The organism is Candidatus Blochmanniella vafra str. BVAF, assembly GCF_000185985.2.
Classification (GTDB): Bacteria; Pseudomonadota; Gammaproteobacteria; order Enterobacterales; family Enterobacteriaceae; genus Blochmanniella; species Blochmanniella vafra.
The window spans coordinates 250551-276031 of record NC_014909.2; the positions used below are offsets into that span (position 1 = coordinate 250551).

The window sequence follows — 25481 nt, forward strand, 5'->3', positions numbered from 1 at the left end:
TTTTATACTTTAAAACATTCATTGTGAATCTATAGACTATGAATAATATCAACCTAGCCTATGGATTTCAAAATGAATCAAGCGTGTTTTAATAATAGGGTTGAATTATAATATTCCGTTGCATGATACATTCAAAAACTAGGAGTTAATATAATTTATATTATATTATATATAGGATTTACTAATATTTATCCAGTATGATAATACTGGATTTAGAATTATATTATATATGATGAATATACAATAGTTTCTTAGGATATAATAGAGGTTATATATGTTATAAAAGTCGAAATAGTCGATTAATAGTAGTAATGAGGCTTTTGTAGTAAAAAAAATTAGAAACTTTATTGACATATTTAGTACAAAATTAATTATTGATTTATTTTTAGAGATTTTAAGATTTTTATTTTTTTATAATCATCAGTGTAAAATTATTAATGTTTTATTTGTTAATTTGCATTTGCCAAAAAAAATTAATTATTTGGTTTCGATTTTTCAAGATATTGAAATATATTATATGTATATTATTAAATTGTTAATTTAAGTTATAGATTGCTTAGTAATGTAAATTTTGTGTGTTGATTGCTTGTAATTTAACTGCGAAAGAATATGTATATTTATAAATTATCATCTAAATATTATTTGAAAAATATACACATATGTTATATATAATATATTAATTAATTTGATTTAGGATTTTGAGATTATGGTGAAACAATGATATTCCAGTTATTACAAACAGATGGATCTGCCCGTTTTGGTAAATTAATTTGTAATCATGGTATAATAAATACCCCTACTTTTATTCCTGTCGGAACTTATGGAGTTATTAAAACAGTAACACCTCAAGAAATAAAAGAAAGTGGAGCGCAAATAATTTTAAGTAATACTTTTCATTTATGGTTGAGGCTTGGTCAAAATATTATTAAGATACATAATAATTTACATAATTTTATGAACTGGAATGGGCCTATAATTACAGATTCTGGAGGGTTTCAAGTATTTAGCTTAAGAAAATTAAGAAAAATTACAACAGCAGGTGTTCATTTTAAAAATCCTGTTAATGGGTTGTCTGTATGTTTAACTCCGGAAAAATCAATAGAAGTTCAAACTGATTTAGGTTCTGATATAGTTTTAGTGCTTGATGAATGTGTATCATATCCAAATACTTGGAACTATATAAAAAATTCGATAAATTTATCTTTAAATTGGGCAGAACGTAGTCGTTTATATTTTGATAAATTACATAATAGTAATATGTTATTTGCTATTGTTCAGGGAGGAATATATAGAAAATTACGTGAAGAATCTGCGATAAAATTAACAGATATGAATTTTGATGGATATGCCATAGGTGGATTAGCAGTTGGGGAACCTAGACAAAAAATGTATGATCTTATATCTCATATATGTCAAATTCTTCCTGTGAATAAACCTCGTTATTTAATGGGGGTGGGGAAACCGAAAGATTTAGTAGAAGCTGTATTACGAGGCATTGATATGTTTGATTGTGTTATTCCTACCAGAAATGCAAGAAATGGATATTTATTTGTTTATGGCGGAGTAGTGCGTATTCGTAATGCTAAATATAAAACAGATACTGGTCCAATAGAAAAAAATTGTGATTGTTATACTTGTAAATATTATAGCCGCTCATATTTACATTATTTAGATAAATGTCGAGAGGTACTTGGGATGCGATTAAATACTATTCATAACTTAAGATTTTTTCAGCGATTGATGGAGAATTTACGTCAAGCAATAAAAAATAAAGAATTATCAAAATTTGTTAATTTATTTTATCGCCAAATTGATATTATTTAATAATTATTATAGATTAATATTATTACAGCATAAGTAATGTATTTAATATCTTATAAAGGAAACGTACATGAGTTGGTTAATTAACAAAGTGTGGGCAAATAGTAATACTGTAGATCAAGGGAATCCTTATTCGTTGATAATAATGTTGTTGTTATTTGCTATAATATTTTACTTTGTAATCTTTAGACCGCAACAAAAACGTAATAAAGAACATAAAGAGTTATTAAATTCCATTACTAAAGGAGATGAAATTATAACTAGTGGGGGATTGGTGGGTCGTGTACTTAGGATAACAGAAACAGGATATATTTTTATTACGTTAAATTTCAAGGATACTGATATTAATAATGAGGTATTAATTAAAAAAGATTGTGTTACTGCTATTTTGCCAAAAGGAACTGTGAAGGCATTGTAGTTTGTGTATATTATTTTATTCAAAATAAAATATTGTGATTAATTCTTATCCGATATGGAAATATGTAATTGTTTTTCTGGTATTAATTATAGGGTGTATATATATGTTACCAAATTTATATCAGGAAAATTATGCAATATCTATTGTTAAAAATGATTTAAGTAATTGTAATATCTATAGTATATCAAAAAGCAATATTTTAAACATTTTAAAAAAAGAGAAAATAATTAGTAAATCTATTTTTTTTCATGATGATAAAATTCAAATATGTTTTTTTTCTGAATTAGATCAAAAACGAGCTTATGGAGTGTTGTTTTCTATTTTTTCTGAAAATTTTTCAGTATCTTGCTTAAAAATACCAGATATGCCAAATTGGTTATATTTAATTGGCGCTAAACCAATACAGTTAGGTTTAGATTTAAAGGGAGGACTGTATTTAATTATTCGAGTAGATATTCAAACTATGTTGAATAAATTGCAAGATTATTATTTTAATAATTTTAAATCTATTTTAAATGAAAATAATATTTTTTATTTAAGATTAAATAAAATAAATGATTATGATTTGAAGATTGTTTTTGAAAATGCTGATATTAGAAATAAATCAATATTGTATTTGTCTAAAATATATCCAGAACTAATTTTTTATACTAAAGAAGAGTGTATAGTGTGTATTAGTTTTTCTAAAGAATATATACATACGATGTGTGAATATGCAATTCAACAAAATTCTAATATCTTACGTCATCGTATAAATCAATTACAAATTACTGAACCCTTAATACATCGTTATGGTTCTGATTGTATTGTGATAGAATTACCGGGTATTCAAGATTCTTCAAAAATTAAAACAATATTTAACAATGCTGCAAGTCTTGAATTTCGTTTAGTTAATACTAAAATAAATGAATTTCAAATTAATAATAATTTTATTCCAGAAGATTCTGAAATAAAATTAGACAGTAATGGTAATATAATTGCTTTATACAAAAAGGTAATTTTAACTGGAGATCACATTATTGGTGCTAATTTAAATTTTGATGAATATCATCGACCTAGAGTAAATATATTGTTGGATAATTTAGGAAGCTTAATTATTTCTAAATTTACTCAGGATAATATTGGGAAAGTCATGGCTACTTTGTTTGTAGAATATAAAGATACTGGGGAAAAGGACAAGCAAGGCTATTCGATTTTATACAGATATGATAAAGTTATTAATATAGCTACTATACAATCGAAATTGTCTCATAATTTTTGTATTATTGGAATTAATAATGTAAAAGAAGCACGTTATTTATCATCATTATTAAGTATGGGATCGTTAATAGCACCTATTTATATTGAAGAAGAAAGAGTGATTGGACCTACACTCGGTAAAAAAAATATTGCTCAAGGAATAACGGCATGTGTTTTAGGAATACTGATTTCAATATTTTTTATGATTACATGGTATCGTTTTTTCGGGTTAATTGCTGGAGTTGCACTTATTGTAAATTTAATACTTATGGTAAGTTTAATGTCATTAATACCTGGAGTTATATTAACTATGCCTAGTATAGCAGGTGTTATACTAACTTTAGCAGTTTCTATTGATTCAAATGTATTAATAAATGAACGTATTAAAGAAGAAATAAAACAAGGAAAACCTATGCAGTACTCTATATATGTAGGATATAGAAAGGCATTTACTAGTATTATTGATGCTAATATTACTACTATTATTGTTTCCATTATATTATATATAATTAGCACTGGGCCTATTCAAGGGTTTGCTATGGTTACTATTATTGGAGTAGGTACTTCTATGTTTACATCTATTATAGGAACTCGAGCTTTTGTTAATTTAATTTATGGAAAAAGATATATAAAAAAGCTTTCCATTTAATTCAAATATTGAATATATTGAGATAGTGATGCCAAAAATTAAAGATTTTACTCCGCATAATAAAGTGTATGATTTTATTTTTTATGGACGTGATGTATTTTTTGTTTTTATATTTTTATGCGCTATATCATTTATTGTTATGAAATTGTATAATTTTAATTGGGGTTTAGATTTTACTGGAGGGCTTTTAATTGAGGTAGTTTCAGATAAAGATCTTGATATTGATAAAATACGAAATTCTTTTATTAAATTTGGATTTAAAACGCCTGTAATACAATATTTAAATAATACAAATGGAGGGGTGATTATACGAGTACCTTTAATGAAAGGTGTTAGTTGTTTTAGTCAACAAATCGAAAAAGAGATTTTAAATATTTTAGATCATGGAATTAATCACCAATTTGTTATGCAACAGATAAATTGGATCGGACCAAATTCTAGTAAAAATTTAATAAAAACTACAATAATTGCTTTTTTTATGACGTTTTTGTGTATTTTTTTGTATATAACATATCGATTCGAGTTGACATTATCGATAGCAACTTTTATTTCTTTGATCTATGATATCATAATTACTTTAGGTTTTTTATCTGTATTTTATATAGAAATTAATTCAACAACTATTACCGCATTAATATCATCAATGGGATATTCTTTAAATGATAAAATTGTGATTTTTGATAGAATTAGAGAAAATTTTAGTTGTATGTCTAAATTATCTTGTTATGCAGTATTTAATCGTTCATTAACTCAAGTGTTAAATAGAACTATTATTACTTCAGTAACAACTATTATGGTATTATTAATATTATTAATTTTTGGTGGAGCTATGTTATATGAATTTTCCATAACTTTATTATTTGGAGTAATAATAGGAACTATATCATCTATATATGTAGCTTCATTTTTAGCGTTTAGGTTAAAAGATATTAATATATCTAGTTAACAGTATTTGTTAATTTGTTAATTGCATGGAACGATGGGTATCGTTGTGTTATTTTGGAGTGTTTGTTAAATATATAAAATCAATTGAAATTTTAAATAAAAAATAACTTATTATTTTTTGTTATATATTTATATTGCAGTAAATTATAAATAATAATAAGTGTATAATAATATTATTTTAATATGATAAAGAATGTTATTCCTGAAGATATAGGTTATTTATCCAGAGCATTTCAATTAGCTCGAAAAGGTCGATTTACGACGATGCCTAATCCTAATGTAGGGTGTGTTATTGTAAAAGATAATCATGTTATAGGAGAAGGGTATCATATGCGTGCTGGGGAAAATCATGCTGAAATAAACGCATTAAGTGTTGCTGGAAATTTTGCGAAAGGTGCTACTGCATATGTTACATTAGAACCATGTAGTCATTATGGCCGTACCCCTCCTTGTACTACAGCTTTAATTAAATCGGGAATTAAACGTGTTGTTGTATCTATGTTAGATCCTCATCCTGATTTAACGGGTCGTGGAATACAATTATTAAAGCAATCAGGTATTTTAGTGAGTCACAGTATTATGTTATCAGAAGCTGAGTCGATCAACAAGGGTTTTATTAAACGCATACGCACAGGAATGCCTTGGATTAAACTAAAATTAGCTTCATCCTTAGATGGTCGGGTTGCTATGTCTTCTGGGGAAAGCAAATGGATTACTTCTGTGCAATCACGACAAGATGTACAATGTTTTAGGGCAGAAAGTGACGTAATTCTTTCTACTGCTTCAACTGTACTAATGGATAATCCTAGGTTAAATGTACGATGGTCATGTTTTTCAAAAGAAATGAAAAATATATATATTAATGGTAATCAAATTAGACATCCACTACGGGTTATTATAGATAGTACTAATCGTATTTTACCGACTCATCGTTTTATACAAAATGAGGGAGGGGTCATTTTAGTTCGAATAAAGAAAGATAATTTGAATTGGCCTAAATCAGTAGAACAATTATTAGTTTCCCCAATCGTTAATAAGTCTGGATTAAATCAGATTAATTTGAAAAAATTGATGCAGTACTTAGCGTGTTATTTAAAAATCAATAGTGTGTGGGTAGAATCTGGGCCAACTCTTTCTGGAGCGTTATTAGATATAGGATTAGTAGATGAAGTAATTTTATATCAAGCTATAAAGTTTTTAGGGTCTAATGCAAAACCTTTATGTTTGTTACCAAATCTAAATAAATTATCAGATATTAAAACTTTTAAATTAATTGATATAACAAGTATAGGCCCAGATATTCGTTTGATATTGCAACCAAATACTGTTGTATAATTTGAATTTTTTAATTTTTATTTATCCTTGAAGGATAAGAAATAATTATTTAGTATGATAGGTAATGTGTATATGTGCAATATGGTTATATTATGGTGAAATTAATAAATGAACGTTATTGAAAGTAATAATGTAGTGACTAATGCAGTGAAAATCGCTATTGTTGTTGCTAGATTTAATCGCTTTATTAATAATAATTTATTAGATGGAGCCATAGATGTATTAAGGCGAATTGGTTGCGTGAAAGATCAAAATATTACCGTTGTTTGGGTACCTGGGGCATATGAATTATCGTTAGCAATAAAAGCTTTAGCTATTACGAATTCTATTCGTAATAATAATAAGAATAAGAATAACTATGATGCTTTGATAGCATTAGGTACAATTATACGTGGAGAAACTGAGCATTTTCATTTTATTTCTAGATCGTGTAGCGCTCAACTAACTAAAATTTCTATTGATAATATTTTACCAATAGGATTAGGTTTGCTTGTTACTAATAATGTAAAACAAGCTGTAGAACGTGCCGGGATTAAAGATAAAAATAAAGGAGCTGAAGCTGCTTTAGCAGTTTTAGAAATGATTAATATATTAAAATTATTAAATTATTAATTAATAAATTATTGGTAGATTTTAAGTAAAAAAAGAGAAATTAAAAGTGAAATTTATAACTCGGCGTCTTGCTCGTTTATGCGCATTACAAGCATTGTATTCTTGGCAATTTTCTAAAAACGATTTAATAGAAATAGAAAATTATATTGTTTCAATACAAAATATTCAGAATTTTGATATTTCTTATTTTCGTGAATTATATATAGGGGTGATAAACTGTATCTCAGATTTAGATAAATTAATGATTCCTTATTTATTTAGAGATTTAAAGACAATAGGTTATGTAGAATATTCAGTATTATTAATTGCATTATTTGAATTAACTCAATGTTACGATATACCTTATAAAGTTGTTATGAATGAAGCTATAGAATTAGCAAAAATTTTTGGATCTGAAAAAAGTTACAAATTTATTAATGGAGTGTTAAATAAAATAGTGACAGAAAAATTATTTATACCAATCAAATAAATAAAATATTCTTTTTATTAAATTTAAGCATAATTTTTTCTATGATCTTCTTTTAGAAGATTAATATTTTTATGAAATGTATTATCTTTATTTATAATGTGTAATATGAAAATTATGTACTTTTTTGCAACTGGTTTTGGTATAGGTAAAATATCAATTATGATGCCTGTTGTGGGTACTATAGCATCGTTATTAGCAATTCCGATGTGGTGGGGGTTGGTATATTTTTTTTCTTACCAGACATATTTTATTTTTTTGATATTAGGGATAATATTTGGAATTTATTTATGTGGTAAAGTTACTAAATTTATTGGGATTCATGATCATCAATCAATTGTTTGGGATGAGTTTGTTGGTATGTGGATTACATTAATTGTGGTACCGTTATATAGTTGGATGTGGATAGTTGTTGCTTTTTTGTTATTTAGAGTATTTGATGTAATAAAACCTTGGCCAATTTCTTGGTGTGATCGTGTAATAAAAGGTGGATTTGGGATTATTATTGATGATATATTAGCTGGGTTTATCTCTATTCACATTATTTTATTTTTTATGCAAATATTTCCTTAATACTTACTCTTATTACAGTAATTCTTCTGTATTAAACGCAATATGCTATTAATAATCATAATATTTCATATATTTAATTAAGGTTAAATTATTGCATTATAATCCAATCCATAATTTTTTTATAGATTCCTGAGCTGTCTAATCCTAATTCGGATAGTATTTCTGTTCGAGATCCTTGCTGAATAAAGAAATCAGGTAAACCAATATTCAGAATAGGAATCAATAATTTATTATTGCGCATAAGTATTTCATTAACTCCGCTTCCAGCTCCTCCTGTTATTGCATTTTCTTCTAGAGTAATTAAAGCTTGATGATTTTTAGCAAGATTTTTTATCAACGTTTCGTCAAGAGGTTTAACAAATCTCATATCTACTAATGTAGCATTTAATTGTAATGCTACATTGTATGCAGCTTTTAACAAAGCTCCAAAATTAAGAATAGCAATGTGTTGTCCATGATGGCGTATAATTCCTTTATTTAATGGTATTGAGTATAATTGTTTGATATTATTATCATTAGGTATATTGTTATTAGTGGTATATTCTTTAGGATACCGTACAATACTAGGCCCTTTTTGATATAGGTATCCTGTATTTAACATTAATTTGCATTCATATGCATCACTTGGTGTCATGATAATAGTATTAGGAATGCAACGTAGATACGATAAATCAAAGGCTCCTTGATGAGTTTGCCCGTCTGCCCCTACGATTCCTCCTCTATCTATAGCAAATAATACTGGTAATTTTTGAATTGCTATATCATGAATAAATTGATCATAAGCTCTTTGTAAGAACGTTGAATAAATAGCAACTACAGGTTTATATCCTGCAATAGCTAGCCCAGCTGCAAAAGTTACAGCATGTTGTTCAGCAATAGCAACATCAAAGTATTGTTTTGGATATTTTTTGGAAAATTTACTCATTCCGGAACCTTCTCTCATAGCTGGTGTAATCCCTATAATTTTATTATCTTGTGTTGCAATTTGACATAACCATTCTCCAAATACTTCAGAATAGGTAATATTTTTTTTAATATTATGTTGATTAGTAGGTATAATTCCACTATTTAAATTGAATTTAGGCACAGCATGCCATTTGATTGGATCTTTTTCTGCAGGTTTATATCCATACCCTTTTTTAGTAATGATGTGTAAAAATTGAGGTCCTTTTTTAGTATTACGTATGTTTCTTAAATTATGTATTAATTTGTATACATTGTGTCCATCTATAGGACCAATACAATTAAAACCAAGATTTTTAAATAATTCCATAGCAATAGTGAAATTATTTTCTTCATGATTGATAAAAATATTTCTGCATAATTTTTTAATATTGGATGTGATATTTAAATATTTTTTTTTTTAGTTTTACAGGAAGAAGTATGTAATGCTCCTACATTTTCTGAAATAGACATATCATTGTCATTTAGAATAATTAGCAAATTAGTCGATTTAACTGTTCCAGCATGATTTATTGCTTCAAAAGCCATACCAGCAGTTAATGCTCCATCGCCTATTATACATACTGTATGTCGATTTAACATTTCTCGTTCTGCAGCAATAGCTAATCCTAACCCTGCACTAATTGAAGTAGAAGAATGCCCCACTGATAATACATCATATTTACTTTCATCTCTGCAAGGAAATGGATGCAGTCCATTACGTTGTCGGATACTGTAGATACGTTTCTTTCGACCTGTTAGTATTTTATGGGGATAGGATTGGTGTCCTACGTCCCAAATAAGATAATCAAAAGGAGTGTTATATACATAATGTAATGCTACTGTGAGCTCAACGACTCCTAGTCCAGATGCAAAATGTCCACTAGATTTACTTACACTATTTAATAGAAATTGTCTTAATTCATTACATAATTTGTTTAATTTATTTTCAGGTAATTGACGTAATTCTTCAGGAGTATTAATAAATTCTAGTATAGAGTATATGTTAGAATCATCATTTATCATATGCATATGTTTTGTAGTTGAAGTGTGGTATAAATTATTTAGTTTTTTGCTATTGTAAAATATATTCTATAAATTTGAATAGAACATTGCTATTATATTTAAATTTATTGGTACATTCTAATTTGTAATAAAGTTTGTTTTATATATGATTTACATCATAAATTAATTTGATTTTAATTATAGTAATAATTGTGTACATTACATAATGTTTTTTTACTTTTAAAATTCAATTTATAGCTTGTGTAAGAATACTAATAATAATTTCGTATAGATTATGTTGAATATAATTTATAAAAGAATAGATTTTATTTTAATTAATAATAACATTAGAGATAAGTTATTAACAGAATATTATTTCAAATAATTAAAATAAGGCAATGTTTAAATTTTATTTATGTGTTACATATATTTTCGTGCTTGGATGATATATAGACATATTTAATTTGTTTTTAAATTACATTATTATAATTAATTGATTTTTAAAATAAAAAGAGATGTATCTTAATTTATCATGATAATTTTATTATTTTTTTATTTTAATTTATTTTTTTTAGAAGAAATTTTTAGGGTATTAACAATCTGCATGATACATTAACGCTTTGTGATTAATAATATTTTTATTCACAAAATTAAGAAATGTATTTAAATAAATTTTAGGTAAGCGTTATTAAAAAGATTTATGAAAATTATTATTAAATTTTCGCCTGAAATCATTATAAAAAGTCGTTCTGTACGAGTTTTTTTTATAAATGTTCTTGTAAAAAATATAAAAAAAGTTTTAAAACAATATAATACATTGGCTTTATTGAGAGTGCATTGGGATAATATTGAAATACAATCTGAATGTGGAAGTTATTTAGAAATTTCTAAAATATTAGTCAATGTTCCTGGAATTCATTCCGTGTTATGGGTTCACGATAGTATTATTAACTCTTTAGAAGATATTTATAATCAGGTTATACGTACAAAATATTATACTCAATTGTTAGGAAAAACTTTTTGTGTTCGGGTAAAGCGTCGAGGTAATCATATTGTTACTTCTCAAGACGTTGAACGTTATATAGGAAGTAGATTACATGAAAGTATCAACGATACTTCTGTTAATTTAGTTAACCCTGAGGTAACTATATATTTAAATATTCGGGATAGTTTTTTATTTATAGTTCTTGAACGTTTTAAGGGATTAGGAGGATTTCCTGTTGGAACTCAACAAGAGTCTTTATCTTTAATTTCTGGAGGATTTGATTCTACTGTTGCTAGTTATATGTTAATTCGTCGAGGGTGTAAAGTACATTATTGTTTTTTTAATTTAATTGGTAATATTACGCACACTATTGAAGTTTATAAAATAATATCTTATTTATGGAATAAATTCAGTGGGTCACATAAGGTGAAATTAATTTCTGTTGATTTTTCAATAGTAGTAAAAGAATTATTTATGAAAATAAAAAACAATTATATAGGAATTATACTAAAACGTATGATGATTAGAGCTGCGTCTACTTTAGCGTCTCATTACAAAATTAAATCATTGGTTACAGGAGAATCATTAGGTCAGGTTTCTAGCCAAACGTTAGACAACTTAATTTTAATTAATAATGTTGTATCTTCTTCTGATTGCATAGTATTCAGACCTTTAATCGTTCATGATAAAGAATCAATTATTAAATTAGCTCGTCAAATTGGCACAGAAGAACTGTCTAGAACTATTCCAGAATATTGTGGTTTAATTTCAAAAAGGTCTTGTGCGAAAGCAAAAAAAAAGGCTATTGAATTAGAAGAAGGTAATTTTAATTTTTCAATATTAGATAAAGCTATATCTCAAGCTCATATAATAAATGTAAATAATATTCTTCAATATATAGAAGATATTCGTGCTATCAAAATAGAAACTCAAACAGAGTTAAACTCCCAAGATATAATAGTAGATATTCGATCAGAATATGAACAACAGAGGAATCCTATTAATATTCCACTTGATATTAAAATAAAAAAGATACCTTTTTATAAATTAAAGGATCAATTTCCAAAGCTTGATCAAAATAAGATATATCTATTGTATTGTGATCAAGGCATAATGAGTCGTCTACAAGCAATTCATTTATTGCAACAAGGTTTTCATAATGTAAAAGTATATCGTAGTAATTTGTTGCTTGTTAATACAAAAATTAATAGGTGAAATTATTGGGTATGAGTTATATATTATGTATGAAGCATGTATTGTTGTGTAGGAATAATGTTGATGTATACATAAATATACGAAACATACACATAAAATGCTCAAAAAATTGGTTTATATTCAAAACATACGTATAATGTGATTATAGGTGTAAATAAAATTTATAATTTATAATGTATAATGATATTAAGTAAGGTGATAATAAATGTTGTAAACAGTATTGATTGTATTCCGTATACTTCTAACAATAGACCACCTGTAACTCCTCCTAATCCTACTCCTAAAAATTGTCCGATAGAATAAATACTGATAGAAGTTCCTTGGTATTTAGAAGGTGATTTTTTACTAATTAAATCAGGTAAAATTGATTCTATCAAATTAAATGCTATAAAGAACAGTAGTATACCAACTAATAATAACCATAAGCTTTTTATAGCAATGAGCATTATGAATTCAGATAAAGCTAGAATATGTATAGATATAGTTAATATTTTGCTTTTATTTATTCTTGTATGCATGTAAAAAAGATATGGCAATAAAATTAGTATAGAAATTAATATGATAATAGCATACGTTCTATGATATGTATTAGGTATACATCCTAATGCAGTCATGATTTTTGGCCAAATAACAAAATTTAATATTAGAACGGTATGTAAGGAAAAAATATGAAAATTTAATTTTAATAATTCTGAGTTAGTAAGAATAATTTTAATATTATTTAATATATCTCTTAAATTTATATTATGATCTAAATTATTAGATGATGAATCTTTTTTGGGTATTAAACAAAAAGCCAATATTATAGTAAATCCTGTAATTAGAGTGATAATTTGAAATAATCCATGTAATCCGATAGTGTTTGCAATACAAGGTCCAATAATTATGGAACCTGTAAAGGTTATACCAAAACTTATTCCTAGGATAGCCATAGCTTGAGTTCTATTATGTTCTTGTATTGATTCTAATAATAAAGTTATAATAACACTTCCTATTGCTCCAATACCTTGTAATGCTCTACCAATAATGAGCCCCCAAATCTCATTTGTTATTGCTGCTATTTCACTGCCTACAGCAGCTATTATCAGTCCAATGATAATCATAGGTTTTCTTCCAATTTGATCGGACATTAAACCAAAGGGTAATTGAAAAATTATTTGCATAATCCCGTATATTCCTATTGAGATTCCTACTAAATATTCATAGGATCCGTTTAAGGATATTGCGTAAATAGGTAATATTGGTAATACCATAAATATTCCTGACATACGTAATGCAAATATCATACTTAATATACACGTTAAGCGTAATTCAGTACTAGTTATTTGGATGTTATGTAACATAAACATTATGTTAGCTTAATTAAGCTATAATTGATATTTTTATGTTATTAAAAATCATATTTTTAAGTAATTAAAATTAAGAATATATTTTTTGTTATTATTATGTAATCCAATTCTTATTAATTTTTTATAATTAAGATAAAATGCATTATTTTTAATCACGAAGTTAAATTATACTATTTACCATATGCTACGACAAATTTTTACATCTAATGATAACATAAGATTTAGAAGTATTATGATAATAATTGATAGAATAAACATTTTCTTTGCCCATACAGAATCATTATTAATATATTTATATTTATACCATCCTGTGTATAACCAAAATAAATTAAAAATGCTAATTATACATAAAAATATATAACTAGTGTAACCTTTCACAGTTAATAATATTGTAGATAAACAAAATCCTAGAATACCTGTAAGAATATGTATTCTAGTTATATGCATCCCTTTTTTTATAAAAAAGGTTGGAATTAAAGCATTTTTATAGTCGATATGTCTGAAAATAGTTATCGAATAAGAATGTGGAATTTGCCAGAAACTAAAAATCATTAACAATATTAAAGCTCCGCAATCAAATGTATTGGTTACGGTACAATATCCAATTACTGGAGGCATTGCTCCAGATAGACTGCCTGCGATCATACCATAACTTGATTTGCGTTTCATGTATAAACTATATAAAACTACATAAATAATAAATCCTATTGCCGATAAAAAAATAGTATAGAAATTTTTTATATTATAAAGTAATAAAAATCCTGAAATGTTTAGTATTAATGCATAAAATATACTATTTTTTATTGAAAGTATTTTTTTTTGTTGAGCTAATATTCGAGTATTTGTTCTCATCATAATCGCATCAATGTCTCGATCAATAATATTATTTAGAACACAACTAGAAGCGATTACCAAAGCTAATCCAATAATCATATTGATTAATATCATGTAGTTGATATGTTGTTCTTGGGATGCCATTAAAAATCCTCCTATAGAGGACATTATATTTCCTATCACAATACCTGGTTTTATTAAAGAAAAATAATATTGAATAATCATATTGTTTAATATATGAAGTATATTATCTGCATTATTTTACATCATTAAGTTATGATGTAAATGAGTCATTATCCATACGCTACCTAATACAAGAATAAATACAATAAATATTGTAAATATTAAAGATGTAATAATCCATTTTCGATCAGATATGTGTATCAAGTGCAAAAAGTAAACTAGATGAATATAAATTTGAATTAATGCGCAAGATATAGTTATAATTAGGAGTATTTTTTTATCAAAAATATTATATTGAATAGTATAGAAAGGAATTATTGTTAAAATCAAAGATAATACAAACCCAATGAAATATGAGGTATTTGAATTATTATTATTCATATAATTATAAAATTCCTATCAGATATACTATAGTGAATACACATATCCATACAATATCTAGAAAATGCCAGAACAAACTTAGACATTGTAATCGAATTAGATTAGTTTGTGTCAGTCCATTTAAGGTTAGTTGTATAATCATAATAATAATCCAAATTAAACCTACTATCACATGAATTCCATGTGTACCTATTAATATAAAAAATGATGAAAAGAATGCATTGTAACATGGGGTATATCCATGATGAATTAGATGGAAAAATTCATAGATTTCTAGTATAATAAAACATAACCCTAATAATTCGGTTATGCAAATCCATTGCATAAATTTTTGCGCCCAAGTTTTATTTATATAAAACATACTTTTACAGCAAGCAAGACTACTTAATAACAAAAGTACTGTTTCTGAAAAAATAAAATTTAAATTGAAAATACTGTTATTATGATCGTCAAACACCGTTATATTTAAATGCTTACTTAATACTATATGCATAGCAAACAAACTAGCAAATAGAATACAATCACTCATTATATACAACCAAAAACCAAATATTACTCTTTTATTTATATCAAACTGAAGAGTTGTGTTTATTGTGTGCATGTTCAATTTCTTTAATTATATTTGAAGGGACATAATACTCAGTATTATTATTAAATGTATGCGCTATCCATATTCCTATTATTCCAAATAAACTTAATATCGATAACCACCATATGTACCAAATCATGCTAAATCCAAATAGCAGACTAAAAAAAGCGATTAAGATTCCATCATGTGTATTTTTAGGCATATGTATAGGTTCGTATGTTTTATTTTTACAAAGTGTAACATTTTTTCGATTTTCTATATACCAGAATACATTGCGATTATTATTAATAATTGGAATATGTGCAAAGTTATAAAAAGGAGGGGGAGAAGAGGTAGCCCATTCTAATGTAGATCCGTTCCAAGGGTCTGAGTTGTCATGATAATTATTATATTTGTCTCGATTAAATACGCTAATTATTATTTGAATACATTGACATAGGATTCCTAATCCAATTAGGAATGTCCCTATTGCTGCTGTTATTAACATGGGGGAAAATATAGTATCAATATTTTGACTTAAACGTCTAGTCATACCCATAAATCCTAAAATATATAAAGGCATAAATGCTATATAAAAACCAATTATCCAGAGCCAAAAGGCACATTTGCCCCAATTTTCGTGTAAAGTATACCCAAAAGCTTTTGGGAACCAATACGACATCCCAGCAAAGCAACCAAATAATACTCCTCCAATAATAACATTATGAAAATGAGCAACTAAAAATAGACTGTTATGCAGTAAAAAGTCAATTCCAGGTATTGCTAGCAACACTCCTGTCATACCTCCTATTGAAAAAGTAATAATAAATCCTATTGCCCACAACATCGGGGTTTTAAAAATTATTTTTCCTTGATACATGGTGAATAACCAATTAAATACCTTTACTCCCGTAGGGATTGCAATAATCATAGTCATAATTCCAAAAAAAGCATTTACATTGGATCCGGCTCCCATGGTAAAAAAATGATGTAACCATACACAAAAAGATAAAGCAGTAATAGCAATGGTAGCCCATATTAAAGTTGTGTATCCAAATATTTTTTTTTGAGAGAAAGTAGAAACAATTTCCGAAAATATTCCAAATGCAGGTAGTGCTAAAATATAAACTTCAGGATGTCCCCATGCCCAAAATAAATTGATATACATCATCATATTACCACCGAGATCATTAGTAAAAAAATGAGTTCCTAAATAACGATCAAAAGTTAGTAATGCAATTGTTACAGTAAGAATAGGAAACGCTACAATAATTAATGCATTTGTACATAATGCTGTCCAAGTAAATACTGGAATTTTCATCATGGACATACCTGGGGCTCTCATATATAAAATAGTAGTAAAAAAATTTATGCCAGTTAAAGTAGTACCAATTCCAGAGATTTGAATGCTCCATATCCAATAATCTACTCCAACATCAGGACTATATTCTTTACTTGATAATGGTGGATAAGCTGCCCATCCAGTTTGGGCAAATTCCCCTATTCCTAAAGATAAATTAATTAATATAACTCCAACCATAAATAACCAAAAACTTAAAGAATTAAGAAATGGAAAAGCTACATCCCTAGCTCCAATTTGTAGCGGAACTATTATATTCATTAAGCCTATTACAAATGGAGTTGCCATAAATATAATCATGATTACCCCGTGAGCTGTAACTACTTGATCATAATGATGTACAGAAAGAAACTCAGATAGTCCAAGAGATGAGAGTGCTTGTTGAGTGCGCATCATAATTGCATCAGCAAAACCCCGTAAGAACATGATACATGATACCATGACATACATTATACCAATTTTTTTATGATCCACAGAGGTAAGCCATTCATTCCATAAATACGTCCATTTTTTATAGTAAGTAACAGTACCTATCACCAAAGTGCTAAAAATAAAAACTACAGCTATTGTTGACATAATAATTGGATCATGATATGGAATGGAATGTATCGTTAACTTTCCGAGCATTATATATACCTTTTTTATTTAGAAGAATTTTAATTACTTACAGTTGTCAGTCAGTGTATAGAATTTAAAAGTTATATTTTTTATTGTTAATGTTTAAATTTATTGATAACACTATCAAATAAATTAGGTTGTATATTAGAAAAATAAGTAATGGAATCAAACATACTAGGTTTTGCTAATTTTTCATAAGCATTCATGTTATTAAGATGATGTATGGATCTTTGAGCTTTCTGTACCCATTGGGTAAATTCTTTTTTGTTGTTTGTAGCAATTACTATAAATTTCATTCCTGAGAATCCTTGTCCGCTAAAATTTGAAGAAATTCCTTTATATTTGCCAGGTTTATTAGCAATTAAATTTAGTTGTGTTTGCATACCAGCCATAGCATAAATTTGACTACCTAGTTGAGGAATAAAAAAAGAGTTCATTACTGAATTAGAAGTAATATTAAAACGTATTGGAACATTTGCTGGGAAAACAAGTTCATTAATAATTGCTATGTTATGTTGAGGATAAATGAAAAGCCATTTCCAATTTAATGCAATAACATTTACAATAATAGGATCAACTATTTTTGAATCCAAATAAATAGGATTTTTTGGATCTAATTTGTGTGTTGAATGCCATGTTAATATACTTAATATAATAATTATTATTATTGGAATAATCCATGTGGCGTATTCTATTTTTTTAGACTCAATCCAATTGGGATTGTATTTAGTATGGGTATTATTTGTTGCACGGTATTTTATGGTAAACAATAGAGTCATTATGATTACAGGAATTACTATGATAAGCATCATACCAAAAGCAATGATTATTAAAGAACGTTCTTCTAGCCCTATGGAACCTTTAGGGTGCATTAGCACTAAATGATCACATCCATTTAATAGGATTATTGAACTATATATAAAAAAAAAGGTACATTTTTTTATATATTTATTTGTAAGAATGTTCATATCTTAACAATTGTTTAAAATCTCATGTGTTCATTTTACTTTAAAAATTTAATACTGTAAATAAGTAACTATATTTTGTATAGAACTAAAATATATATATTTTTTTTATTGAAAAATTGAAATTACATGTAGTTTTTACTATATATAGTTTTTTTCAATGGTAAGTTACTATTTTATATATTAAATGATTATATATGAAGATATAAGTTGATTTTAATCATATTAAAATAGGTTTATTTTGAAAATATTTAAGTTTATAAATTTTAATATAAAAATTGGTATAATATTTATTTGAAAAAGATTTGTATATATTCGTATTATAACAGGTTTATTTTATTGACAATAATTTTATGTAATCAACTGTTTATTTATTTTGATATAAAAATTTATATTTTATGTGCTTTATGATAAGAGAAGTAAATGATAAAGATATTGGTGTTTTTAAAAAATTATAGAATTTGTATAAATATAATATTTTTAGCTCATGTGTTATTATTGATAATAATAAAATTAAATTCGAATTTTTATTAGATGTATATGAGTAATTAATACGCTAGTATTTTATAATATGATTGTGAAAGTAAATTTAGTAAGTTTGTGGAAAGAAAATATTAAAAATTTATTTTTAATAATACATCACAATATTTATTGATAATTAAGAAATATGAAAATATATATCGAAACATACGATGTAAAATCAATTACAAATTTTATGTTTTATATTTTTTTATGTATAAAATTGCACGATGTAATTGTTGTTGATAATGAGTATGATTAAATGCTGATTTTTTATATTTTTATTAAAAATAGCATGATGTAATGCATAGATATTAAATTAACATTTATACACTAAATAATAATATTTATACATAATTAGTTAATTAATATATTCTTATTTTGTTATGTAATAATAGTAATATGTTATAGTTATATAATTAAATACAGTGCTGGTATGATTTTTTTTGATGTTTTTATAAATTTCTATTTTTACTATATCATAATAATAAAATGATTCAAGATATCAGTAATTCTTTTTTTATATTTTATTTTAGTAGGATAAAAGATATATTAATTTATAGGAGAATATATGAAGGAAATTAGGTGGATATATGGTGGCAATACTACTCTTCAAAATTTGAATTATAACATGGGGATAATTCCTATAGTTATTGAACAAACTGCTCGAGGAGAACGTGCATATGATATTTTTTCTTTATTATTAAAAGAACGAATTATTTTTATAACAGATACCATAGAGAATCATACCGCTAATTCTATTGTAGCTCAGATGATGTTTTTAGAATCAGAGAATCCTACGAAGGATATTCATTTATATATTAATTCTCCTGGAGGGTTAATTACTGCTGGAATGTCTATATATGACACTATTCAATTTATAAAACCTGATGTTAGCACTTATTGTATGGGGCAAGCTGCTTCAATGGGGGCTTTTTTGTTAGCTGCTGGAGCTAAAGGAAAAAGGTTTTGTTTACCAAATGCGCGTGTAATGATTCATCAACCATTAGGTTCTTTTCAAGGACAAGCTACTGACATTGCTATTCATACTAAAGAAATATTACAGGTTAAAAACAATATAAACAAATTAATAGCGAAACATACAGGGAAATCTATTGATATAGTTATCAAAGACATGGAAAGGGATTGTTTTTTATCTGCTGATGAGGCTATGGATTATGGATTAGTAGATTGTGTCTTGAGTAAACGAATTCCATAAAATATTTTATGTTCTTATTTATTGATTGGGATTGAGGTAAATATATATAAGTTCATTTAAATTAGTGTACTCAATTTTAGTATATTATTTATTGGTTAGTCTATAATTTTTTGAGAGAATAATAATTGTTGATTTATATAATTTATAGTTTTACAATTTTAATATAGGTAATTAAAAAATTATGCATGATAATCATGATCATCATTCAAAAGAGGCATTATATTGTTCATTTTGTGGAAAAAATCAATTACAAGTGTTGAGGTTAATTAGTGGAGTATCAGCGTCAATTTGTAATACATGTATTGATTTATGCAACAATATTATTAGTCGAGAATTACAGAGTAATTCAGTTGTGGTACATAATGAGAATATAGAAAAATTTTTTACTCCTCGTGATATAGGTAATTATTTAGATAGTTATATTATTGGTCAAGAATGTGCTAAAAAAATATTATCAGTAGCAATATATAATCATTATAAACGATTAAAATATCAAAATCAGAAGTTTGATAAGAATGCTAATAAAATAAACGATAATTATGGTGGTGATATAGAATTATTTAAAAGTAATATTTTGTTAGTCGGGCCTACAGGTAGTGGTAAAACTTTGTTAGCAGAAACATTAGCTAGATTTCTTGAGGTACCATTTGCTATATCTGATGCCACTACACTGACTGAAGCTGGGTATGTTGGTGAAGATGTAGAAAATGTAATTCAAAAATTATTACATAGATGTGATTACAATATAAACAAAGCTCAGCGGGGTATTATTTATATTGATGAAATAGATAAAATTGCTAAAAAATCGGAAAATATTTCTATAACTAGAGATGTATCTGGAGAAGGAGTTCAACAAGCTTTATTGAAATTAATTGAGGGAACTATAGCTTCTATTCCTCCTAAGGGGGGTAGAAAACATCCCCAGCAAGAGTTTATTAAGCTAGATACTACTAATATTTTATTTATTTGCGGGGGATCTTTTTTTGGTTTAAATAAAATTATTGAACAACGGATATCTGAAAAACGTACTATTGGATTTCACACGTTTCCAAGAATGAAAGTAAATAAAGATTTTGAGTATGCATTACTTGATAAAGTTGAACCTGAAGATTTAATCAAATTTGGATTAATACCAGAATTTATAGGGAGATTCCCTATAATTTCCGTTTTGGATGAATTAAAAGAATATGAGTTAATTAAAATTTTAACAGATCCAAAAAATGCTTTAATAAAACAGTATAAAACTTTATTTAATTTAGATAAAATAGAATTAGAATTTTCTGAGGCTTCGTTAAACGCTATAGCTAAATATGCAATTAATAAACAATCTGGAGCTCGAGGTCTGAGAACAATTTTGGAAAATATATTATTAGATACGATGTATAATTTACCATCTCAAAATAAAGTAAGGAAAGTAGTGATTAATTCTCAGGTAGTGACTGGACAATCGAAGCCAGTATTACTGTATTATGAATAATTAATCAATGAAAATTTGGGAAGGTAGTGAAAAGCAATATTGTGGATGAATCAGGAGGGATCATCCTATTGATATTAAAGTTTAATATTATTATATAAAAAGAAGATGACCCCCCACCATATTGAATGGTGGATAATTTTTATTTTTTCAGTTGAGATGTGTCGTGTATATTAAGATTTTGTGAATAAAAATTCTTTCATTTTTTGTATTAAGAAAAGTCGATCCTTTGCATATAACATATTTAATTTATTTTCATTTATTAAAATTGTTTGTTGGTCTTGCCATTGTTTCCATGCTTCTTTAGAAATATTATCATAGATTCTTTTTCCCAACTCGCCTGGAAAATAAAACGAGTCTAATCCTACGGAATATTTTTTTAAAAATACGCAATAAATAGTTCTAGTCATTTTTGTTTGAATAAACGCATATATTTTTGTAATTATTTATTGTAAATTTGTTTTATCTTTTATTAATTTTTTTAAAATTATAGTGACAGGTTTAGGTAAACCAACTGTTACAGGTTTATATATATTGTACCAAATGCCTTCTTCTTTATTAAATGTTATTATTTTATTAATGTCAATTAATATCGGTTGAATTTGTAATTTTATATTACTGATATGATGTTGTAAAATATCCATACTATTACATGCAGTGTTATGAAGATTATATTTATATAACCATTCATTTAATTCGTCAATATTATAAAATTCTGGAAAACAAAACAATTTATTCCATATATTTGATTTAGATCGTTTTATTAGACGTACTATATAAGTATTTTTTAATAATAACACTATCCACCAAATATTTTTTTTGTGTTTTTTTGTAATTTGTTTTTTATCTTGTTGATAAGAATGAATTTTATTTTTTAAAAAAGATTGACAATTATCGTTAAGAGGACATATGCTGCATTTCGGATTTTTATAAGTACATATTAATCGACCTAAGTTCATCATAGCTTGATTAAAGTGTGAAACATCTTCATTAAATGGCATTAACATGCTTATTAAATGCCATAAATTTGCATCTTTTTTAGATTGGCTAATGTTTTTGTGATATTCCAAAGCATAGTATCTCATGAGTATGCGTTTTATATTTCCATCAAGAATAGGATATCGTTTATTTAAAGCTAAAGATAATATAGCTCCAGCAGTAGATTTTCCGATTCCTGGTAAAGATAAAATCGTACTGAAATTTTGAGGAAATTCTCCGTTATATTGGCTCATGATAATTTGAGCGGTTTTGTGCACATTAATTGCTCGTTTATAATATCCTAATCCACTCCATATATATAATATGGAATTAGAATCTGCTTTTGCTAATTTAGAAATTGTTGGGAATGTGTTGATGAATTTTTCAAAATATGGAATCACAGTAATAACTTGTGTTTGTTGTAACATAATTTCAGATATCCATATTTTATATATAGTTTTATTTAATTGCCAAGGTAAATAGGATATTTTAGTATTATAATGCCAGAGTAATATTCTTTTTGAAAAAACAGAATTGTTTTGCGCTATATATGTCATGATTTTTTTTAAAGTAAAAATTTATTGTAATAATATATACATATTATTTGATATGATTTCAATCATTTCAAAAATGAATTTAATTAGATTTTAGAATCAATGACATTTATGATGTAATTAGTGAATAAATTATATTCATTTTTATTTTGTATGCATATGAATTAACAATTTTTATAAAAATAATATTGTTGTTGATTAAGTATTATCATGCTTGTTAGATTTAGTTTCAAAAATAGAAGTACCAATTCTTAGCAAATTACTTCCTGAGTAGATGGCAGGAAGTATGTCATTACTCATGCCTAATGATAACGTATCTACATGTGGACAGATATTTTGTAGTCTTTTAAAAAAAGTGTACACTTTTTTAAATTGAATCATTTGTTGTTTAAATTCTGATTTTGGAATAGACATGGACATTATTCCCCTCAATTTTAGTTTTGAGCATTGATAAATTGTGGTTGCTAATTTGAGCATTTGTTCTATTGTAATTATTCCTGATTTATTATGATTACCACTAATGTTGATTTGTATCAATGTATTGAGTTGACTTAATTTTTTTGGTCTATGTTTATTTAAATGATATATCGATTTTTCATTGCTTATAGTATGACACCAATCAAAATTTTCAGCAATTATTCGGATTTTATTAGATTGAATTGATCCAATAAAATGCCAGGAGATTTTATCTGGGATATGTGTGCGAAACCAACATATTTTTTTTAGGGCTTCTTGTACATAATTTTCTCCAAAATTACGTTGTCCATAAAATATAGATTTTTTAATAGTGTTAATTGATTGATTTTTGGTGACTGCAATTAGTTGAATATTCTGTGGATTTCGGTTTACATTGTGAGCAGCAATATGTATTTGATTATGTATATGATTGAGTTGTTTTTGTATGAAAATCATTTTTTAAATTGAAATAATTGTTGTGTATTTTAAATGAAACTATGTATTTAATTGTTTGTAGTATTTGTGTATTTATTTATACTAAAGCTATATCAGTTTATAGTTGGTATTTAACCAGCTTTTTAAAATTATTTCAGCGGCTATCGAGTCTATTTTGTTTTTTTTTATTTTTTCTGAAAATTTGGAACAATATTGGTTATAAAAATTAGAGCGAGCTTCCAGAGTTGTAAAACGTTCATCATACATTTCTACAGTAGTATTAAATTTGTTTTTTAATTGAATTGCGAATTTTTTTGATAAAATAGTAATATATTGTTCACTGCCGTCTATTTGCAAAGGTAAACCTACTATTAATGTTTTAGGTTTCCATTCATTATACATAAGTTCAATATTTTTCCAATCTGGAGTTCCGGCGATTGAGTGTAGTACGTTAAGAGATGTAGTTGTACAAGTTAATTTTTGACCTACAGCAACTCCAATATTTTTTGTTCCAAAGTCAAATGCCATAATTATTTCTATATTAGACATTAGGCATGCCCTGTTTGATGCGCAATAATATTGTGCATATTGATACCTAATATTTTGGCTGCATCATTCCAACGATTTATAATGGGAGTATGGAATAAAATAGTTTCATTAGCTGGCACAGTAATCCAAGAATTTTCTATTAATTCTTGTTCTAATTGTCCTTTTCCCCAACCAGAATAACCTAATGCAACTAAAATGTTTTCTGGTTGATCAGGTGTTCCTAAAGTTTCTAGAATATCCTTAGATGTAGTAATCATAGCTTTTTCAGAGATATTTATGCTAGAATTAAATCCTAATTTTGGTGTATGTAAAATAAATCCTCGATCATCTAATAGTGGACCACCTAAAAATATTGGATGGTTTAGTTGGATTGACGGATCTCTTTGTGTAGAAGTTATTTTTAATTTATTTAATATGGTTTCTATCGTACACTTTCCAAGTGGTTTATTAATGACTATTCCCATAGCTCCAGTATTATTATGTTCACAAATGTATATGACGGATTTTTTAAATAAAGGATCCTTCAGAGTTGGCATTGCTACTAAAAAATAATTTTGTAAGTTTGTAATTTTATTATCTAACATAGATTGCAATTTATATTGAATAATCAATATAGTATTTAAAATAAATATATTTAAAAATATAAATGACGGTATAATGAAAAATGATCACGTTTATTTAATATTTCATTTTAATATTTAATAAATAATTACCTATTTCTTGGAGTATAATGTCATTGTAATATTTCATCAACTTTTAATTTTGATTAATTATATATTTTTATTATTACAGAGAGGTTTAATTATTATTATTTTTTAATTTATAATTATATTT

At 26.1% G+C, this 25481-nt stretch carries 22 protein-coding genes and 1 pseudogene; 11 read left to right on the forward strand and 12 right to left on the reverse strand.

Annotated features, from left to right (window positions below; translation table 11 throughout):
- Positions 1–717: 717 nt before the first annotated feature.
- The 8 genes from tgt (at position 718) to BVAF_RS01165 (ending at position 8058) form a co-directional block, all read left to right on the forward strand.
- Positions 718–1824: a tRNA guanosine(34) transglycosylase Tgt gene (gene tgt / locus BVAF_RS01130; RefSeq protein ID WP_013516554.1), complete on the forward strand. Its 1107-nt coding sequence runs from the start codon at positions 718–720 to the stop codon at positions 1822–1824.
- A 67-nt stretch (positions 1825–1891) separates the two neighbouring features.
- Positions 1892–2239 carry a preprotein translocase subunit YajC gene (yajC, locus tag BVAF_RS01135; RefSeq protein WP_013516555.1) on the forward strand — a complete coding sequence of 116 codons (348 nt, stop codon included), beginning with the start codon at positions 1892–1894 and terminating at the stop codon, positions 2237–2239.
- Positions 2240–2273: 34 nt separating this feature from the next.
- Complete coding sequence (gene secD / locus BVAF_RS01140) at positions 2274–4127, forward strand: protein translocase subunit SecD (RefSeq protein ID WP_013516556.1); 1854 nt, start codon at positions 2274–2276, stop codon at positions 4125–4127.
- Between the two features lie 28 nt (positions 4128–4155).
- Positions 4156–5073 (forward strand): protein translocase subunit SecF, encoded by a 918-nt coding sequence (secF, locus tag BVAF_RS01145; protein WP_013516557.1) that lies wholly within the window; start codon positions 4156–4158, stop codon positions 5071–5073.
- Between the two features lie 182 nt (positions 5074–5255).
- Positions 5256–6407 carry a bifunctional diaminohydroxyphosphoribosylaminopyrimidine deaminase/5-amino-6-(5-phosphoribosylamino)uracil reductase RibD gene (gene ribD / locus BVAF_RS01150; protein WP_013516558.1) on the forward strand — a complete coding sequence of 384 codons (1152 nt, stop codon included), beginning with the start codon at positions 5256–5258 and terminating at the stop codon, positions 6405–6407.
- Positions 6408–6515: 108 nt separating this feature from the next.
- A complete protein-coding gene (gene ribH, locus BVAF_RS01155) occupies positions 6516–7019 on the forward strand; it encodes a 6,7-dimethyl-8-ribityllumazine synthase (RefSeq protein ID WP_013516559.1) in 504 nt (167 codons plus the stop codon).
- Positions 7020–7065: 46 nt separating this feature from the next.
- The gene (gene nusB, locus BVAF_RS01160) at positions 7066–7488 is read left to right on the forward strand and encodes a transcription antitermination factor NusB (RefSeq protein ID WP_013516560.1); all 423 of its coding nucleotides are present in this window, start codon (positions 7066–7068) and stop codon (positions 7486–7488) included.
- A 105-nt stretch (positions 7489–7593) separates the two neighbouring features.
- Positions 7594–8058, forward strand: a complete 465-nt coding sequence (locus BVAF_RS01165) for a phosphatidylglycerophosphatase A family protein (protein ID WP_013516561.1) — start codon at positions 7594–7596, stop codon at positions 8056–8058.
- Between the two features lie 88 nt (positions 8059–8146).
- Here the strand turns inward: BVAF_RS01165 and dxs are convergent.
- Positions 8147–10023, reverse strand: a pseudogene (gene dxs, locus BVAF_RS03145) (1-deoxy-D-xylulose-5-phosphate synthase).
- A 682-nt stretch (positions 10024–10705) separates the two neighbouring features.
- Between dxs and thiI the strand changes: the two are divergent.
- The gene (gene thiI / locus BVAF_RS01180) at positions 10706–12205 is read left to right on the forward strand and encodes a tRNA uracil 4-sulfurtransferase ThiI (RefSeq protein WP_013516563.1); all 1500 of its coding nucleotides are present in this window, start codon (positions 10706–10708) and stop codon (positions 12203–12205) included.
- A gap of 161 nt (positions 12206–12366) precedes the next feature.
- Here the strand turns inward: thiI and BVAF_RS01185 are convergent, their stop codons facing one another.
- From BVAF_RS01185 to cyoA, 6 genes are all read right to left on the reverse strand, one after another.
- Positions 12367–13548 (reverse strand): MFS transporter, encoded by a 1182-nt coding sequence (locus BVAF_RS01185; RefSeq protein WP_013516564.1) that lies wholly within the window; start codon positions 13546–13548, stop codon positions 12367–12369.
- 180 nt (positions 13549–13728) lie between these two features.
- A complete protein-coding gene (cyoE, locus tag BVAF_RS01190) occupies positions 13729–14610 on the reverse strand; it encodes a heme o synthase (RefSeq protein WP_044026175.1) in 882 nt (293 codons plus the stop codon).
- A gap of 39 nt (positions 14611–14649) precedes the next feature.
- Entirely contained in the window at positions 14650–14952 is a 303-nt protein-coding gene (cyoD, locus tag BVAF_RS01195) for a cytochrome o ubiquinol oxidase subunit IV (RefSeq protein WP_013516566.1), read from the reverse strand.
- 4 nt (positions 14953–14956) lie between these two features.
- A complete protein-coding gene (cyoC, locus tag BVAF_RS01200) occupies positions 14957–15553 on the reverse strand; it encodes a cytochrome o ubiquinol oxidase subunit III (protein WP_013516567.1) in 597 nt (198 codons plus the stop codon).
- Positions 15522–17507 (reverse strand): cytochrome o ubiquinol oxidase subunit I, encoded by a 1986-nt coding sequence (gene cyoB, locus BVAF_RS01205; protein WP_013516568.1) that lies wholly within the window; start codon positions 17505–17507, stop codon positions 15522–15524. The genes cyoC and cyoB overlap by 32 nt, the downstream gene beginning before the upstream one ends.
- An 86-nt stretch (positions 17508–17593) precedes the next feature.
- The gene (gene cyoA, locus BVAF_RS01210) at positions 17594–18466 is read right to left on the reverse strand and encodes a ubiquinol oxidase subunit II (RefSeq protein WP_013516569.1); all 873 of its coding nucleotides are present in this window, start codon (positions 18464–18466) and stop codon (positions 17594–17596) included.
- Between the two features lie 1147 nt (positions 18467–19613).
- Here cyoA and clpP point away from each other — a divergent pair.
- Both clpP and clpX read left to right on the forward strand, forming a co-directional pair.
- Positions 19614–20201, forward strand: a complete 588-nt coding sequence (clpP, locus tag BVAF_RS01215; protein WP_148259522.1) for an ATP-dependent Clp endopeptidase proteolytic subunit ClpP — start codon at positions 19614–19616, stop codon at positions 20199–20201.
- Between the two features lie 181 nt (positions 20202–20382).
- Positions 20383–21678, forward strand: coding sequence for an ATP-dependent Clp protease ATP-binding subunit ClpX (clpX, locus tag BVAF_RS01220; RefSeq protein WP_013516571.1), 1296 nt, complete (start codon positions 20383–20385; stop codon positions 21676–21678).
- A 170-nt stretch (positions 21679–21848) separates the two neighbouring features.
- On the opposite strand, the gene BVAF_RS01225 is transcribed toward clpX, so the two are convergent.
- The 5 genes from BVAF_RS01225 to BVAF_RS01245 form a co-directional block, all read right to left on the reverse strand.
- On the reverse strand, positions 21849–22085 hold the full coding sequence (locus tag BVAF_RS01225; protein ID WP_013516572.1) for an oxidative damage protection protein: 237 nt from the start codon (positions 22083–22085) through the stop codon (positions 21849–21851).
- A 36-nt stretch (positions 22086–22121) separates the two neighbouring features.
- The gene (gene mutY, locus BVAF_RS01230; RefSeq protein WP_013516573.1) at positions 22122–23210 is read right to left on the reverse strand and encodes an A/G-specific adenine glycosylase; all 1089 of its coding nucleotides are present in this window, start codon (positions 23208–23210) and stop codon (positions 22122–22124) included.
- Positions 23211–23405: 195 nt separating this feature from the next.
- Complete coding sequence (locus BVAF_RS01235) at positions 23406–24119, reverse strand: YggS family pyridoxal phosphate-dependent enzyme (protein WP_013516574.1); 714 nt, start codon at positions 24117–24119, stop codon at positions 23406–23408.
- Between the two features lie 87 nt (positions 24120–24206).
- The gene (gene ruvX, locus BVAF_RS01240; RefSeq protein WP_013516575.1) at positions 24207–24647 is read right to left on the reverse strand and encodes a Holliday junction resolvase RuvX; all 441 of its coding nucleotides are present in this window, start codon (positions 24645–24647) and stop codon (positions 24207–24209) included.
- Positions 24647–25231, reverse strand: coding sequence for a YqgE/AlgH family protein (locus BVAF_RS01245; protein WP_013516576.1), 585 nt, complete (start codon positions 25229–25231; stop codon positions 24647–24649). Before BVAF_RS01245 ends, ruvX begins: the two co-directional genes overlap by 1 nt.
- Between the last annotated feature and the right edge of the window lie 250 nt (positions 25232–25481).

Bases quoted from the DNA above. Each gene is read 5' to 3' on its own strand.
- tgt (WP_013516554.1), top strand. From the start codon at position 718: ATGATATTCCAGTTATTACAAACAGATGGATCTGCCCGTTTTGGTAAA.
- secF (WP_013516557.1), top strand. From the start codon at position 4,156: ATGCCAAAAATTAAAGATTTTACTCCGCATAATAAAGTGTATGATTTT.
- BVAF_RS01185 (WP_013516564.1), bottom strand. From the start codon at position 13,548: ATGTTACATAACATCCAAATAACTAGTACTGAATTACGCTTAACGTGT.
- cyoD (WP_013516566.1), bottom strand. From the start codon at position 14,952: ATGAATAATAATAATTCAAATACCTCATATTTCATTGGGTTTGTATTA.
- cyoA (WP_013516569.1), bottom strand. From the start codon at position 18,466: ATGAACATTCTTACAAATAAATATATAAAAAAATGTACCTTTTTTTTT.
- cyoB (WP_013516568.1), bottom strand. From the start codon at position 17,507: ATGCTCGGAAAGTTAACGATACATTCCATTCCATATCATGATCCAATT.
- BVAF_RS01165 (WP_013516561.1), top strand. From the start codon at position 7,594: ATGAAAATTATGTACTTTTTTGCAACTGGTTTTGGTATAGGTAAAATA.
- BVAF_RS01235 (WP_013516574.1), bottom strand. From the start codon at position 24,119: ATGATTTTCATACAAAAACAACTCAATCATATACATAATCAAATACAT.
- thiI (WP_013516563.1), top strand. From the start codon at position 10,706: ATGAAAATTATTATTAAATTTTCGCCTGAAATCATTATAAAAAGTCGT.
- mutY (WP_013516573.1), bottom strand. From the start codon at position 23,210: ATGACATATATAGCGCAAAACAATTCTGTTTTTTCAAAAAGAATATTA.
- BVAF_RS01225 (WP_013516572.1), bottom strand. From the start codon at position 22,085: ATGACTAGAACTATTTATTGCGTATTTTTAAAAAAATATTCCGTAGGA.
- clpP (WP_148259522.1), top strand. From the start codon at position 19,614: ATGGGGATAATTCCTATAGTTATTGAACAAACTGCTCGAGGAGAACGT.
- BVAF_RS01245 (WP_013516576.1), bottom strand. From the start codon at position 25,231: ATGTTAGATAATAAAATTACAAACTTACAAAATTATTTTTTAGTAGCA.
- ribH (WP_013516559.1), top strand. From the start codon at position 6,516: ATGAACGTTATTGAAAGTAATAATGTAGTGACTAATGCAGTGAAAATC.
- cyoC (WP_013516567.1), bottom strand. From the start codon at position 15,553: ATGCACACAATAAACACAACTCTTCAGTTTGATATAAATAAAAGAGTA.
- yajC (WP_013516555.1), top strand. From the start codon at position 1,892: ATGAGTTGGTTAATTAACAAAGTGTGGGCAAATAGTAATACTGTAGAT.
- ruvX (WP_013516575.1), bottom strand. From the start codon at position 24,647: ATGTCTAATATAGAAATAATTATGGCATTTGACTTTGGAACAAAAAAT.
- clpX (WP_013516571.1), top strand. From the start codon at position 20,383: ATGCATGATAATCATGATCATCATTCAAAAGAGGCATTATATTGTTCA.
- ribD (WP_013516558.1), top strand. From the start codon at position 5,256: ATGATAAAGAATGTTATTCCTGAAGATATAGGTTATTTATCCAGAGCA.